The 14,460-nt window shown below is 47.7% G+C and carries 15 protein-coding genes, 1 tRNA gene and 1 pseudogene; 11 read left to right on the forward strand and 6 right to left on the reverse strand.

Annotated features, from left to right (window positions below; genetic code table 11):
• Both JMX98_RS14075 and JMX98_RS06785 read left to right on the forward strand, forming a co-directional pair.
• Nucleotides 1-206, forward strand: a 206-nt coding sequence (locus JMX98_RS14075; RefSeq protein ID WP_227680066.1) for an IS630 transposase-related protein, incomplete at its 5' end; no start/stop codon positions are given.
• Nucleotides 127-699: an IS630 family transposase gene (locus JMX98_RS06785; RefSeq protein ID WP_227680067.1), complete on the forward strand. Its 573-nt coding sequence runs from the start codon at nt 127-129 to the stop codon at nt 697-699. The genes JMX98_RS14075 and JMX98_RS06785, both read left to right, overlap by 80 nt.
• Before the next feature lies 1 nt (nt 700).
• Here the strand turns inward: JMX98_RS06785 and JMX98_RS06790 are convergent.
• A pseudogene (locus tag JMX98_RS06790) lies at nt 701-1,050 on the reverse strand (transposase); the annotation flags it as partial.
• Nucleotides 1,051-1,067: 17 nt separating this feature from the next.
• Between JMX98_RS06790 and JMX98_RS06795 the strand changes: the two are divergent.
• On the forward strand, nt 1,068-1,439 hold the full coding sequence (locus tag JMX98_RS06795) for a hypothetical protein (RefSeq protein ID WP_201585493.1): 372 nt from the start codon (nt 1,068-1,070) through the stop codon (nt 1,437-1,439).
• Nucleotides 1,440-1,762: 323 nt separating this feature from the next.
• Here the strand turns inward: JMX98_RS06795 and JMX98_RS06800 are convergent.
• Both JMX98_RS06800 and JMX98_RS06805 read right to left on the reverse strand, forming a co-directional pair.
• Nucleotides 1,763-1,849, reverse strand: a tRNA-Leu gene (locus JMX98_RS06800).
• 153 nt (nt 1,850-2,002) lie between these two features.
• Complete coding sequence (locus tag JMX98_RS06805; RefSeq protein ID WP_201585494.1) at nt 2,003-2,776, reverse strand: ferredoxin--NADP reductase; 774 nt, start codon at nt 2,774-2,776, stop codon at nt 2,003-2,005.
• 532 nt (nt 2,777-3,308) lie between these two features.
• On the opposite strand from JMX98_RS06805, the gene JMX98_RS06810 reads away from it, so the two are divergent.
• Nucleotides 3,309-4,184 carry an SAM-dependent methyltransferase gene (locus JMX98_RS06810; protein ID WP_201585495.1) on the forward strand — a complete coding sequence of 292 codons (876 nt, stop codon included), beginning with the start codon at nt 3,309-3,311 and terminating at the stop codon, nt 4,182-4,184.
• A gap of 117 nt (nt 4,185-4,301) precedes the next feature.
• Nucleotides 4,302-6,089 carry a GspE/PulE family protein gene (locus tag JMX98_RS06815; RefSeq protein ID WP_201585496.1) on the forward strand — a complete coding sequence of 596 codons (1,788 nt, stop codon included), beginning with the start codon at nt 4,302-4,304 and terminating at the stop codon, nt 6,087-6,089.
• A gap of 46 nt (nt 6,090-6,135) precedes the next feature.
• Here JMX98_RS06815 and JMX98_RS06820 read toward each other — a convergent pair whose 3' ends face one another.
• Nucleotides 6,136-6,801, reverse strand: a complete 666-nt coding sequence (locus JMX98_RS06820) for an acyltransferase (protein ID WP_201585497.1) — start codon at nt 6,799-6,801, stop codon at nt 6,136-6,138.
• Between the two features lie 225 nt (nt 6,802-7,026).
• Here JMX98_RS06820 and JMX98_RS06825 point away from each other — a divergent pair, with 225 nt between their 5' ends.
• The 6 genes from JMX98_RS06825 (at nt 7,027) to gspK (ending at nt 12,126) form a co-directional block, all read left to right on the forward strand.
• Nucleotides 7,027-7,815 carry a TatD family hydrolase gene (locus JMX98_RS06825; protein WP_192994268.1) on the forward strand — a complete coding sequence of 263 codons (789 nt, stop codon included), beginning with the start codon at nt 7,027-7,029 and terminating at the stop codon, nt 7,813-7,815.
• A gap of 234 nt (nt 7,816-8,049) precedes the next feature.
• Entirely contained in the window at nt 8,050-8,733 is a 684-nt protein-coding gene (locus JMX98_RS06830) for a TetR/AcrR family transcriptional regulator (protein WP_201585498.1), read from the forward strand.
• A 362-nt stretch (nt 8,734-9,095) separates the two neighbouring features.
• Complete coding sequence (locus JMX98_RS06835) at nt 9,096-9,755, forward strand: prepilin-type N-terminal cleavage/methylation domain-containing protein (RefSeq protein ID WP_227680068.1); 660 nt, start codon at nt 9,096-9,098, stop codon at nt 9,753-9,755.
• Between the two features lie 3 nt (nt 9,756-9,758).
• A complete protein-coding gene (gene gspI, locus JMX98_RS06840) occupies nt 9,759-10,232 on the forward strand; it encodes a type II secretion system minor pseudopilin GspI (RefSeq protein WP_201585501.1) in 474 nt (157 codons plus the stop codon).
• Complete coding sequence (gene gspJ / locus JMX98_RS06845; RefSeq protein ID WP_201585503.1) at nt 10,229-11,059, forward strand: type II secretion system minor pseudopilin GspJ; 831 nt, start codon at nt 10,229-10,231, stop codon at nt 11,057-11,059. The genes gspI and gspJ overlap by 4 nt, the downstream gene beginning before the upstream one ends.
• A 38-nt stretch (nt 11,060-11,097) precedes the next feature.
• Nucleotides 11,098-12,126, forward strand: coding sequence for a type II secretion system minor pseudopilin GspK (gene gspK / locus JMX98_RS06850; RefSeq protein ID WP_201585504.1), 1,029 nt, complete (start codon nt 11,098-11,100; stop codon nt 12,124-12,126).
• A gap of 12 nt (nt 12,127-12,138) precedes the next feature.
• Here the strand turns inward: gspK and JMX98_RS06855 are convergent, their stop codons facing one another.
• Together JMX98_RS06855 and JMX98_RS06860 are read right to left on the reverse strand one after the other, a co-directional pair.
• Nucleotides 12,139-12,819, reverse strand: a complete 681-nt coding sequence (locus JMX98_RS06855) for a TetR family transcriptional regulator (RefSeq protein WP_198336324.1) — start codon at nt 12,817-12,819, stop codon at nt 12,139-12,141.
• Nucleotides 12,820-12,964: 145 nt separating this feature from the next.
• The gene (locus tag JMX98_RS06860; protein WP_201585505.1) at nt 12,965-14,413 is read right to left on the reverse strand and encodes a deoxyguanosinetriphosphate triphosphohydrolase; all 1,449 of its coding nucleotides are present in this window, start codon (nt 14,411-14,413) and stop codon (nt 12,965-12,967) included.
• Nucleotides 14,414-14,460 lie beyond the last annotated feature (47 nt).

Consider the following 14,460-nt stretch of genomic DNA (forward strand, 5'->3'; position numbering starts at 1 on the left):
AACCCTATAAAATACCAGATGACGTGCTACTTAATTATGTTAAAGAACATCCTGATGATTACCAGTATGAGCGAGCCCGTCGTCTAAACTGTAGTAAAACAGGCATTCATCATGCCCTAAAGCGGCTTGGTATCAGTCAAAAAAAAGACATTAGAGCATCCAAAAGCTTGCCCAATAAAAAGAGCACAGTATCAGAGCAAACTTAATAGCTTTAGGCAGCAAGGCTATCCCATCGTTTATATATACGCGCGCGGCTTTGAGAGTCAGACCACTCGCTCTCATGGTTATGCACCGATTGGTAAGCCTTGTATCGATAGCTACAACTGGCAAGGTAAAAAGCGAACCAACGTTATTGGTGCTCTGTATGAAAAGATGCTGTTTGCGCTTGATTACTTTGAGACAAACATCAACAGCATCGTCTTCTATCACTGGTGCAAACACAAACTAATCCCAAGTCTTAAAACAAAATGCGTGATTGTGATGGATAACGCCAAATTTCATAAGAGCAAACGCATTCAAAAGCTACTAAACAGGCACGGGCATCGTATTCTTTGGTTGCCGCCGTACAGCCCTGATCTGAATCCTATCGAGAAAAAATGGGCTCAGGTGAAGTTGCTACGCCAAGTCTGGATGGAAAACGACTTATCCAAATTGTTTTATGATGTTTGTTCAAGGCATAACAATTTTATTTTAAACTGACTATAGTGGTGATGGTAAAGAAGTGCTGGTTATCTTTGATGAAGGCGTACCTGACTAGCTGTTTTTCGCGAAGTACGCCGTCGCCTTTTTTAATATCTCTCGCTCCTCTTCGGCAACTTTGAGCTGTCGTTTGAGCTGCTTTATTTCTTGAAGAGCTGTCATAAGATCAGGGTCGTATTGTTCTGTGCCTTTGAGCTTGCCTTGGTTGGCTTTGTTATGCCAATTCGATAGCGTTTGCATGGCAATGCCAAGCTGCTTTGCGGTTGCTGAGATATTGCCATTATTGTCTGATATCTTCTTAACGGCTTCAGCTTTAAATTCTGTGCTATAGGTTCTTATTTTCTTGACCATGATAAACTCCGATTAATATGCTTAGTTTACCAAGTTTACTTGTACGGTTTCTTCAGCATAGCTCATTTATTGATTTTGTGATGAATGGCATGCTACAGACGATTAATGATCTACATGACCAATGTAATCAGCTGATTGGTTTTTTGCTTTATCAAGGCAGTCTAAACAATGCAAAATTTGAAAAAACGATCTCTGAGAGACAGTTTAATATGATTATGGTCATGATGGGGCTAGATAAGGTTTATACGCCAGCGGCATTGTTGCGTAACGCGCAGATTAAGGCGTTATATAGCAACCGCACGGACAGGACTTTTTACAGGGATATAGCGTCTTTGGTTGACGAAGGTTTTTTATGTGAACAGGATGGCAAACTGCTGCTAAATATATAAAATGGTGTTGAAAATGTTGGCGGTTTTAAGCGCCAATATCGCGCGCGTGCGGCTATTCACAATTCAACCCCATGCACGCCGATGGCAAGCGATATTTTGTAGCGGCTCAGTAATAGGCAGTCAGTCCACTATTGGGCGTATCAAATCGTGATTGATGGCTGGCATGACTAAGCTACTTTCTACAGACATAAAAAAGCCCCCAGTTAAGGAGGCTGATTTATCAAGTTAAGTGCGAAATCTTATCAAAGTGTACACTGTGGTGTACACGCTAAAAGCTAATTAGTGATTAATCTTTTAGCTATCAAGCACTTAGCTTGAAGTATTGGTACCAGTGGTCGGACTCGAACCGACACGCTTTTAAAGGCAACGGATTTTGAATCCGTCATGTCTACCAATTCCATCACACTGGCATGTAAGTAGATAACGTTTATAAAAACAACAGTTATCGAATTGGGCTACGGTGTTCGCCGTATAGGCTGCGTATTATAGCAGCCTATTTTTTGTCGTCAAGAATTATTTTAAATAATTTGCAGTTATTTGACGATATAGCAAAAAATGCAGACCTAGCCTACAAAGGCACGCTCAATAACGTAATCGGCTTGCACGCCCATACGTGGCGACACGGTAAGACCAAAACCATCTAATATTTTCGAGACATCAGCGTTGAACGGCATGCTACCGCAAATCATTACACGGTCATCGTCCTTATTCATTTGTGGCAGTCCGACATCTTCAAACAGTTTGCCTGATTCCATCAAGTCAGTGATACGGCCCATATTTCTAAACTCTTCGCGCGTCGTCGTTGGGTAATAAACAAACTTCTCTTTGTACCAGTCGCCGAAGATTTCATCGTTGGGCAGCTCATTTTCGAACATCTCACGGTACGCTAAATCTTCGACGTTACGCACGCCATGCACGAGGACTATCTTGTCAAAGCGCTCATAAACCTCAGGGTCACGTGACAATGCCAAGAAGGGCGCAAGTCCAGTACCAGTCGATAGCATGTAAAGGTGCTTACCTGGTAACAGGTCATCCAACACTAACGTGCCTGTGGGTTTTTTACTGACCAATAACTCATCGCCAACTTTGATGTGTTGCAAGCGTGAAGTCAGTGGGCCGTCTTGTACTTTGATCGAAAAGAACTCTAAATGCTCTTCGTAGTTGGGACTGGCAATAGAGTAAGCGCGCAGCAGCGGTCTGCCATCGACCACGATTCCAATCATCGCAAACTCGCCATTACGGAAGCGTAAGCCATCGTCACGAGTGGTTTTGATGCTAAATAGAGAGTCATTCCAATGATGAACCTCTGTAACCGTTTCGGTGCGAAGTTTTGACATAAAGTCCTCGTTAATAAGTGATTATCGGTATCGTATGGGTTAAATAGGTATTAAGATAAAATTTTTCAATGACCGTTTCGGCGCTAATAAGGTACTGGTTTTTATAGGCGATATAAAGCGCTATCTTAGCCTTTTATATACTTTAACTTATATATTTTATCATTTTATATAATGTTATAAATGACAGCGAATGCCTGTGGCGTCAAGCCGTAAAAATCAGTTCATTCAGCCAAATCTGTCCGCTAAGATAAGGCAAAACACGACAAGGTATCATTATTTTCATCAAAAGCGGTTTCGTCAGCGCGCCTAGCCTATCAAGTCGCCTCTATTGATCTGCCCATATCAAATTGCTTTTATCAAGCCGTTTCTATAAAACTGTTTTTATAAAAATAGGGGCGGTCATCAAACTCTCGCTCATAATACCAAACTTTAAAATAAAAATCCGTCTGGCAGCGACTATGTGGCATGATAAAATAGAATATCGTTAGTAAATAATTTTGTATCATGCAATAAGCGTGTTTTTGGAGAATTTATGCCTGTATCAGGTGACGATGTGCTCGCCGATTGTCATCGGGCGCCTATTATTGGCTATCATCGGGCGCCGCTCTCGCAAAAGTTTGGGGCGCCAAGACAACCAAACTTGGTGGCGCTGATGAGCGTAGTTGAGATGGTTGCGCCTTATGATACGCCCGCCGCTTTTGTTGGTTTAGAGGCGTTTAGTCATATCTGGCTGAGCTGGCAGTTTCATCATAATGATACGGCCAAAGCTGGCAGAGTGAGTGCAGCCGTACCTGCCGGCGAAGAGGATGCGACAGCGGCGCACACGACAGCAAAAGGGCATTTTCGTCCGCAAGTGCGGCCACCAAGATTGGGCGGCAATCAAAAAATAGGCGTGTTTGCCAGCCGTAGTATGTATCGCCCATCAGCGCTGGGTCTGTCTGTGGTCAAGCTTGAGCGCGTCGAGGTAGTACAAGGTCGCGCGTTTCTTATCATCAGTGGCGCTGATATGATAGATGGTACGCCCATCATCGATATCAAGCCCTATGTGGCGTATAGCGATGCGCTGCTCGATGCTCGTAGTGGCTTTGCTCCTACGGCACCTGAGCTGCTAGAGGTCACAGTCACTGACACCGCTTATCAGCAGTTTTTGCAGCTAATGTCTGATGCGCTTACTAGAGAAGCTGCGCCAGGTGCTGGCAGGCAAGTGTTAATTGATCAGGCGCGTTGGCAACTTGTCGATACGGATATGGCCATCATTCAAGCACTCATCGCTCAAGATCCGCGACCTGCCTATCGCCGCAAGGAAGTGCACAAAACCTTTACGATGCGCTACAAGTCTGTCGATGTAGCGTTTTGGCGGCTTGCATCAGGGGCGCTACAGATCACAGCGATTACCAGCATAGCATAACGTTGTATAGTATAACGCTAACATAGTATCACGCTAAAGAGCTTATATAATGCTGCAGCTGAGCTTGGCCAATCTAGACGATGGCCTCACATGTACTGACTAAAAAAGAAGAAAAATATGTCTGAGCAGAAGTATTCGATAGTCATAGATTTACGGTGGTGCCTAGATGAGTTACTGGCGGATAGAATCATTGATCAACGCAGCTATAATTTGGTCATCACCAGCCGCCGAGCCAAGGAGCAGCATCCACTACTGACCATTAGCGAGTTTGGTTTGCCCAATGCTCATGCGCTAGACAGCACCTCTGAAGCCAAACTAACGCTGTCATGGCTCAACCAATGGCTAGCGGCCAAAGCGGGTATGGCGATGGTGCGTATTGATCCGCTAAAGGTTGATGTGCCAGCAGTCACGCAGCTGATGTCGTTTGAATATGCTCGCTCGCAGCATATTTTGCCGATTGAGGTCACATTAGATGAGGTCGTCATTGGTACAGACCAGCCGTTTTTTACCGATTGGCACGCCAATATCGAAAAGCTGATCAAATCCAAAACCTATCGCACCGTCTATATCAGTCCCGATCAGCTCAAGCGTTATCGTCAAGAGTTTTATCAAGTGACACAAGCGATTGCGGGTGCCAACTCTTTACATAAGCGTGCTGCCGCTGATGTGACCAATGTTGAGGCGTTATTGCAGCTTGGGGACAACACCAACCCCGATGCCAATGATCAACATATTGTCAAAGTTGTCGACTGGCTGCTGCAGTATGCCTTTGAGCAGCGTGCCAGCGATATTCATTTAGAGCCGCGGCGTGAGATGGGAAGGGTGCGCTTTCGTATCGATGGGGTGCTGCACACAGTATATGAGATGCCGCTGGCCATCATCGTTGCAGTGACTGCGCGTATCAAAATCTTGGGGCGGCTAAATGTCGCCGAAAAGCGCAAGCCGCAAGATGGCCGTCTAAAGACTCGTACGCCAAAGGGGCTAGAAACCGAGCTGCGACTCTCTACCATGCCGACCGCCTTTGGCGAAAAGCTGGTGATGCGCGTCTTTGATCCTGAAGTGCTGGTACGCTCGTTTGCTCAGCTTGGTTTGTCGGGTAAGCAGCTCGAGACATGGCATGAGCTGACCGCCCATCCAAACGGTATTATTTTGGTCACCGGCCCGACAGGATCTGGTAAGACCACCACCCTATATAGCACGCTCAAACAGTTGGCGACCGAGCAGGTCAACGTGTGTACCATCGAAGACCCTATCGAGATGATTGAGCCGAGCTTTAATCAGATGCAGGTCAATGCGGGAGTGGATTTGCATTTCGCTGATGGTATCCGCTCATTGATGCGTCAGGATCCAGATATCATCATGGTTGGGGAGATTCGCGATACTGAGACGGCCAATATGGCGGTACAAGCGTCGCTGACTGGTCACTTGGTACTCTCAACACTGCATACCAATGATGCACCAAGCTCACTGACACGTCTGCATGATTTGGGGGTGCAGCCGTTTTTGACCTCAGCGACCATACTCGGAGTCATGGCACAGCGTTTATTGCGTACCTTATGTCCACACTGCAAGCAAGCGTTAGAGGTGCGCCCCGAGAGTGAGGTTGCCATTCAATGGCAGGAGTTGGTGCAGCCTTGGCGCGCGCCCTTGCCTGCGCAAATCTACCGCGCAACAGGCTGTGAGCATTGCCGCCAAACGGGTTATCAAGGCCGTGTGGGCCTGTATGAAATCATGCCGCTATCCAATGAGTTAAAAAAGTTGGTCGCAACCGATGCCAATGTAGAGGCACTAAAAAAACAAGCCTACCGCGAAGGGGTGCAGCCGCTGCGATTATCGGGTGCCAAGCGTATCAGTGAAGGGGTGACGACCATAGAAGAGGTGATGCGCGTGGTACCGCTGCATTAAGCGTATGCGGCAAGTAGACCGCTGTCCTTCATGTTTGCATACCGTCTTAGCGCTCCCAGCGTACGTTTTGGCGCATGATTTTCGCGGGCGTGCCTGCGACCATGCAGTTTGGGGTGGTAATGGGTTTGTTGACAAAAGACCCTGCGGCAATGATACAGCCGCTAGCGATGGTGACATTTTTGGAGATAGTGACGTTGGCTGCGATCCAGATATGATCTTCCAATACCACATCAGCGCGGGCCTGGTTTAGGCGCTCGTTGGACTCGGTGTCGTAGACTTTGTGGACATCGGTTGCACGGATTTCTATCCCGCGCGATATCATGCATGCTTTGCCAATGCGCACGCTTTTGTCACGTGCCAACACATAGCAGTCAATCGCCGTGGTCCGATCGCCGATATCAATGTGCAAATGATCGCCCACAATCAGCAGATGGCCTGAAAATTTGACGTGCTTACCGATGGTAATATGATTATGACTGCCATTGATATCGATATTGAGCTTGTTAAACTTCCCGTGCTTGCCGATACTGATTTGATTGTCATGACCTTTACGTATGGTAATGGCTGAGCCGCCGATGATACGCGCATCATAGGCGATATCGATATGATTGTCCTGTCCGTTATCTGTCAATAAAAACCGCTGTCTGTAGAGTTGTTTGGGTAGCAGAGTTTTGAGGATAGGGGGCAGGGTCACTGTCTTTTTTGGCGTCATAATAGCAGGGCTTATGTGGATGAATGTTAGGCGTGATAGGCCGCTGGTCGCAGCGCTCTATGGGGCTTTATGGATTATGCCTTGAAAACAGCGCAAGTCAGAGCAATAAATAGCACAAAGACGAGGCATTTTATACTGTTAAGGTCATTTTTTAACTGTCATTTCTCAAGTGTCATGTCTTATTTTAAAATTTACCACTTATGTATTTAATTAACGAGATTGTTTATGTTTACTGATACGCATTGCCATCTAAACCGCCTGGATTTAACCAAATATGATGGTCAACTGTCCGGCGCAATTGACGCGATGAAAGCGGCCAATGTCACGCGCGCGATGGCGATTATGTGTGATTTTGCTGAATATGATGACATCGCTCATATTGTCAGCACTCATAGCGATGAGGTGTTAGCGCTGGGCATGAGTGTCGGCATTCATCCTTGTGAAGATATCACAGTGCTGCAATCCGCGACAACCGAGCGGCTGATACAAACCGCTGATGCTGAGCATGTCTGGGCCATCGGGGAGACGGGACTGGATTACTACTGGTCAACAGAAAATAAAAAAGAGCAGCAAGCCAGTCTTGCTCGTCATATCTATGCCAGCCAGCAGCTCAAAAAACCTTTGGTGGTGCACATGCGCGATGCCAAAGAAGATACCCTTGATATCCTAAAAGCAGAAGGCGCCGAGCATGGCATCATTCATTGTTTTACTGAAGATTGGGAGACGGCCAAACGAGCGCTGGATCTAGGGTTTTATATTTCGTTTTCAGGCATCGTCAGTTTTAAGAGCGCACAGATGATTCAAGATGCGGCGCGCAAGATGCCCAAAGATAGAATCCTCATCGAAACCGACAGCCCTTATCTGGCTCCTGTCCCCAAGCGCGGCAAACCCAATGAGCCTGCCTATGTGCCGTATGTCGCCCGTTATCTGGCTCAGATGTATGAGTGTGACAGTGAGGAGGTTGGGGCACTGACAGCAAAAAACTTTGAAAATTTGCTGGCACAGTACTGCTAAAATGGTTATGCTATGACCAATCAGTCATTTATCGGGTAATGTGAAGGTTTTGTCTCTTTTTTTATTTCTAATATCGAGCGTAATCAGGCAGTTACCCATGACTATTTAGCAAACACGAGCATATTCCCTTTGGCAGTTCTCGAGCAGTCTTCATATAGTTGCATCCGCTTGTTGCCGATACATCCGTATAAACGATGGTTATATGCTTAATCTTGTCAAGTTTTAGGAGAGATTATGAGTCGTCAGCATCAGTTCAAAGCACGAGAAGAGAATATCTTAGCGATGGCAGAGCAACTGTTACTTGAGTCCGGCGATGGTGATATCACTTTGGACAGTTTGGCAGATCAGCTGGATTTGGCCAAAGGCACGTTATATAAGCATTTCTCCAGTAAAGATGAGCTGTATCTGCGTATTATTATTCGTTATGAAGAGCAGTTGTTTGAGATCAACCGTATTGATGACTGCCCATCAGCGGGGGTGGCTCGTATGATTTTGCAGCAACTGTTTAATCCCCAAAAAGCCATGCTGCTCAACCAGATAGAAGAGCGTCTGGCGGCCTCGGTGACAGGTCTTAACCGCTTGTTTGGCGAGCTGTACGACATTCGCCGTCAGCGTATGAAGCGTTTGATCGACATCATCAGCGCGTATCTGAAAGACGAGCACAGTAGTTTGAGCACTCGTGACTATTTGTCATCGATTTGGGCGATGGGTCAAGGCGGGGCGGGGTTATTAAACTCAAGTTTTTATCAGCGTTATTTGGGTCGCCGCGACACCTTGCGTTATGCTTTTGTGCAGCAAATGCTGGAATTGCCAAGTCACTACCCAGCTGCTGACGATGACTTGATGGATGAGGATATGCAAGAGTTGGTAGAGCAAATCGATACAGAATCAGAAGAGCACCGTAACACCAATTATTAGCGCGTTTCTCGTGTTAAAAACGATAATGTATGTGAGTTAAGAGTACAGACCCTAACAGATAAAAACAGTGCCCAATGTAGGCAGTCACATCGCTCTGTGCTGTGGCCTCTTGGCAGGCAGCACAGAGAATTTTTGTACTTACCTTAATACAATCATGAGCTTATAGGTGCAATATGCCGGTCACTGTCAAGACTCAGACTCGCTCAGCGACCAGCTCTCTAAGGTTGATTCAATCAGAATTTAGTCAGTATAGGCGGTATGATAAGACGCTTATGCCTGATGCTGATGCCCATACACCTCCTTTCATAAAAAACGCCCGTACGTCTTGTGTTCATACTTCTGCTTCGGCACACTCGCACTTCATGTCTTCTAAATCTCAAACAGGCTTTACACTGGTCGAAATCGTGGTAGTGGTGGTCATTTTGTCGATATTCGCTGGTATGATGAGCCTATCTGTGGGCAGTAGTGAAGCACGTAAAAACCGCGCGTTTTATGAGCATCTGACCGACTCACTCAGCTATGTACGGTTATTGTCCGCTGAGCGTATGCAGCCGATGGGTCTTAGTCTGCAGGCCGATAAGCGCGGTCAGGTGACGCCTGTGATTGTGACCTTGTCCAATCCCTATGCCGCGTATCAGTCAGCGAGCGTCTCAGCAGATAGCAATGATAGTACGCCCAAAAATGCCATGGAGCTGTCGGCAGAATTGTCTACCATGAGCGGTGGTTCTGATGAAGCCTTGCCAACGCCAAGCTGGGAGCCTGAGACGGAGGTGACGCTGCCCGAGCTGCCATCTGGTGTTCATATCAGGGTGCAGAGCTTGGCGGCTGTAGAGGTATTAAGCGCTCAGCAAGCTCAGACATTGCAGCCTTGGTTTGTCGGTCAGGTGGTGCCGCAGGTGGTTTGGTTTGGTACAGGGCAGGCCACGCCGGTGACCATCGAGGTGCTGCATGAGGCGCGGCTGGTAGGTGATGTGATCACGATTATGCCCGACGGTAGTATGATGATTGGACAAGGACAATAAGTGATGAGCCAACACACCAACGCTTATGATAAAGCTGCCTCATCACATGTAGAGCAGAGCCAGCGCGGCTTTACGTTGATAGAGGTGATGGTGGCGCTAGCAATTTTGGCCGTGGTTGCTGTTGCAGCCAGCCGCGCCAGTAGTGCTTATTTAAGCTCAGTTGACATACTGCGTACCCGTACACTGGCGCATTTTGTGGCACAAAACGCGGCGGCGGATTTACGTATTCAAGAGACGTGGCTGACGGCCAATCGCACCCAAACGATCAATGCCCAAGGCCGAGATTGGCAGGTGGTAATGACGGTCAATGAGGCCATCACGCCTGCGCTAAAAGAAGTAAATATCTCAGTTGCGCAGATAGTAGATGGCCAAGCACGTACGGCTGTGACCGATATCAGTGTGATGCTAAGCAATAGTGAGCAAGACATCGGTAGCCTAGATTTAGCAGGTTTGGCCGCATCTGGCGGTGCGCCATGAGGCAGCAGCGGGGCTTTACTTTACTAGAGCTACTGCTAGCAATGGCGATATTTGCCATGCTCGCAGTCGCAGGGTGGCAAGTGTTTGACAGTGTCAGCAAGTCGCGTGAGCGCGCCCAGCGTCATGCAGATGATTTGGCAGTATTACAATACGCGTATTTGCAGTTGCAACAAGATATGGGGCAAGTCATTGCTTATCAGGCCAATGAAGCGTCAACGACTGACGACTCAACCAATAATAGCAGCACAGATCCGCAAGCAACACTTCCGCCGCCTCAGCCGTTTATGAGCGTGGATGGCGAGTCTGTCAGTTTTGTACGATTTGCCGATCCTGATCCACGCTATCAGAGTAGCGCTAGTGTGCAGCGGATCGCCTATGTGTTTGCTAACGATCAACTAATTCGCCGTCAATATCATAGTATCGATAGTATGAATGGCGAAAGCACAAGCTTAGATAGTGTGCTATTAAAAGGCGTGAGTGCAGGACGCTGGCAGGCATTAATGCCAGAGCCAAGCGATCAGTTCCCTAATACAGAGGGTGGGCGCTTGGGCACATCGGCAAATCAAACGAGCCGCGTAGCCAATACAGCCAATACAGCCAATACTCAGGCCAAAATCACTCTTTTGCCAAAAGGTGTGGCGGTGAGCTTTACTTATCAAGACATGCCAATCACGTGGCAATGGGCGCTCGCTCCTAAGTCGCTAGCTGTTGATAGCTTTAAAACAGCAAATACAGTTAATGATGGTAACAGCAATAACAACAGCAACAACAGTAACAATGATGATAATGGCGGTGCCCAAAACAGTGATGCAGGGGGCGGTGTCTAAATGCATCCTTTATTCGATACTAGAGGGCAGTTATGTCGATGACAGCGAACTCACAGCGCGGGGTTGCCTTATTGACGATATTGCTACTGGTGGTCAGCATCACCGTCGTAGCAGGTGCCATGCTGGCCAGTCAAAAGATTGCCATTAGACGCAGTGGGTTATTGTTTGAGCAAAACCAGCTTTTACAAGACATCCATGCTGGTCAACAGCTGGCCGTGACGCTGATTCGCGCTGATGATACGCTAAATGAGACGGATAGTGAGCAAGATATTTGGGCGCAGCCGATCCCGCCGTATACCTTGGATGGGCACAGTATTAGTATCGAGGTGCGTGATGAAGCCAGTCGATTTAATATCAATAACTTATATCATGACGGCGCAGTGGATGGCACCGCATTAGCGGTATTTCAGAGGTTGCTGGTACAGTTAAATTTGGCACCAGAGATTGCTATAGCTGTGCTTGACTACCAAGATAGTGACAGCACGGTTTATCAAGATGGCGGTGATGAAGGTGTGGTCTATGAACAGCAATCGAGGGGCGCGGCCAGCACACTGCCCAATCAGCCATTTGTCAGTGTGGAGCAGCTACAAGATATCGAAAAGGTCAGCACTGAGGATTTAGCAGCACTACGTCCTTATATCACTGCAGTGCCTTATTATTTGCCTATCAATATCAATACTGCCAGTCCAGTTTTGCTCGCTGCCCTGACAGAGACGGCTGATCTTCAGCAGATGCAGGCGCTAGTCGATATGCGCGGCCAGCAAGCATTAGCGGCGATTGATGCGCTGTGGCAACTACCAGCGCTCGGTACGGTGAGCGCTGACGAGCGCCAAGCGTTGACTCCGCTGCTTGCTACTGAAAGCCAAGCATTTTTGGCGCTGATCACGGCCGCTGATACTGGTGCCGCAAAACAACGCTTTGCCACCATACTGATCAGCAAAACGCCTGCCAATGCCGCAAACAGTAGCGGAGGCAATAATGAGAGCGTCGCGAGTGAGACCGATAAAATCGCTAAGCATATTCAGGTGGTGGCACAGCGCTTGTGGGCCTTTAGACCCAGCTTTTAAGCTGTAGAGCCGCTAATCTTTTAAACGAGTCTCTTCGCTTGATTTCCAGTTGTACGCACCATAAAACAGCATCTGTGCTTGCCGAGTACAGTTATGGAGCATCAGTTGTTTGTTTTTTTCGACTTCGTTTAGATCGATCTCGTCATCATGATCTTCGGTGTAAGTCAGCTCCAACCAATCGATGATCCAAGAAAAAAACATATTGATGCCAGCTTCAGCCAGTAGCCGTCGATCATAAGCATTGATGTGAGTAAAGGCTGGCTGCAACGCTAAGTCATCTGCTAAGTTTTGCGTGTGGTTTTTGACCAGATCGCTGATGGCTTTGCGCACCGCATCAGAGCCGCCATAGCGCTCACTGACCAAAAACTGCCAATAGTACGGCTGATCGCTGACCATATATAAAAACAGCTGGATACTTTTGGCGATTTGCCGATCAAAACTGCGCTTACGGCCAATCTGCAGGCTATCACTCAGTATAGCGAGTGTACTGCCTAGCTCCTCAATCACTAAGGCTCGACCAAGCGATTCCATATCGTCAAAATGCCGATAAAATGCCGTCGGTACCACGCCCACCTCGCGGGTGACCTGCCGAAGGCTAATAGAGCTAAAGGCTTGTCCAGTCATACATAAATCGAGCACCGCATTAAAAAAAGCGTGCCGAGTTTGAAGTTTTTTTTGTTCGCGACTACTCATAGTATTTCAAAAGTTATCCAGTAAAGGGTTATCATACGCATTTTAGCGCACAAATACGACCAAAATACGCAACGACTGTTAACTCAATAGTCGCCATATCGCACCCACTCATTTTGTTTATCGCGGTTTTTTAAATAGACGCGTCTTATACCACCGTCCCCCAATGCCCCTGCAACTCTTGCGCCAGTCGATAGGCTTCATGATCGTTCATACCCGTAATAAAATCTAGAATGCTTAAAATATTATGATAGACATTGTCTGATAACGTACGGCGCTGCTCATCTAAGTGCGGCTGTAGCAGCTTTAGCAAACGCTCCTGCTCAAAAGACATAGGCTGCGCGGCGTTTATGATCGTACTCCCCGTCCACGCCAGCGGCATAAAGGCATCTAAAAGACGATGCAGGCATTGATTGGCCATCAGCTCCATACGTACTTTACTTGGATGGTTAAATATCTGCTCACGCGCCAGCTGTTTGGCTTGATGGATGCCGTTTTGTACGCTGGTATCACAGTGGGCAAACAGGCTACCGCTAAGGGTTCCGGCCAGTAATGCGTCATCATTGGCAATAAAAGCATCCGTCACGGTATTGACCAAACGCATCATCGCCCGCGCGCGCAGTGATGCCAGACTTTGCCTGACAGACATATGAGCAGGTAACTCGATGGTACAAGGTCGCTCACCAATCAGCTCATAAAATATCGCCGCCACATCTTGATAGGTCAGCATATTTAGATTGATGCCGTCTTCTAAATCAATCAATGCATAACAAATATCATCCGCTGCCTCTAATAGATACGCCAGTGGGTGACGGGCAAAACCCTCATGCTGCTTGGAGCGCGGCAGGTTTAAACACGATGCTAAGGTTTCTAGCTGCGCCGCTTCACTATAAAAGCAGCCAAATTTTTGTGCTTTTTTGGCTTGCGATGGACAGGCTTGTAAGGTGGCAGCAGGGCGCTGCGGATAGGTAAGTTGTGAGCTGTCATTGCTGTGGGTGGCCAGCCAAGGATATTTCATAAAAGCGCCCAAGGTTGCGCAAGTCAAACGCATGCCGCCTTTATCAGGATGATGCTCGTTACGTGCGAGCAAACGAAACCCTTGCGCGTTACCTTCGTAGGCCAATAAATCCAGCTGCTCAGAGGAGGATAAATGCTGCAAAACCGCCTGCCGCTCAGGATGAGCAAACCAGTCGCGAATGGCGTACTCACCTGCGTGCCCAAATGGCGGGTTGCCGATATCGTGGGCCAAACATGCCGCTTGCACGATGACGCCGACATCAGCAGGCGAGACCCCAGCGGGCAGACCGTGGGACAGCTTATCATGGAGCTTTTCTGCTGCCATCATACCCAAAGAGCGCCCGATACAAGAGACTTCAAGAGAGTGAGTCAGCCGGGTATGAATACCCAGCTGATTGGTCAAGGGATGTACTTGAGTCTTTTGATTGAGCTGACGAAAAGAGTGCGAAAATACCAGCCTGTCATAGTCTTTATGAAACTGAGAGCGAGTGCTGGTATTGGCATTGTGTTTTTTATGAGCGCCGAGGCGCTGAGCGTTTAGAAGATGAGACCATTGGGTGGTGGCAGACGACAAAGACATAGAGGTGCCTAGCATATAAAAATATCCGAAACCAAGGGAGCCTCTAG

Origin of the sequence: Psychrobacter sp. HII-4 (assembly GCF_904846595.1) — a bacterium.
Taxonomy (GTDB): domain Bacteria; phylum Pseudomonadota; class Gammaproteobacteria; order Pseudomonadales; family Moraxellaceae; genus Psychrobacter; species Psychrobacter celer.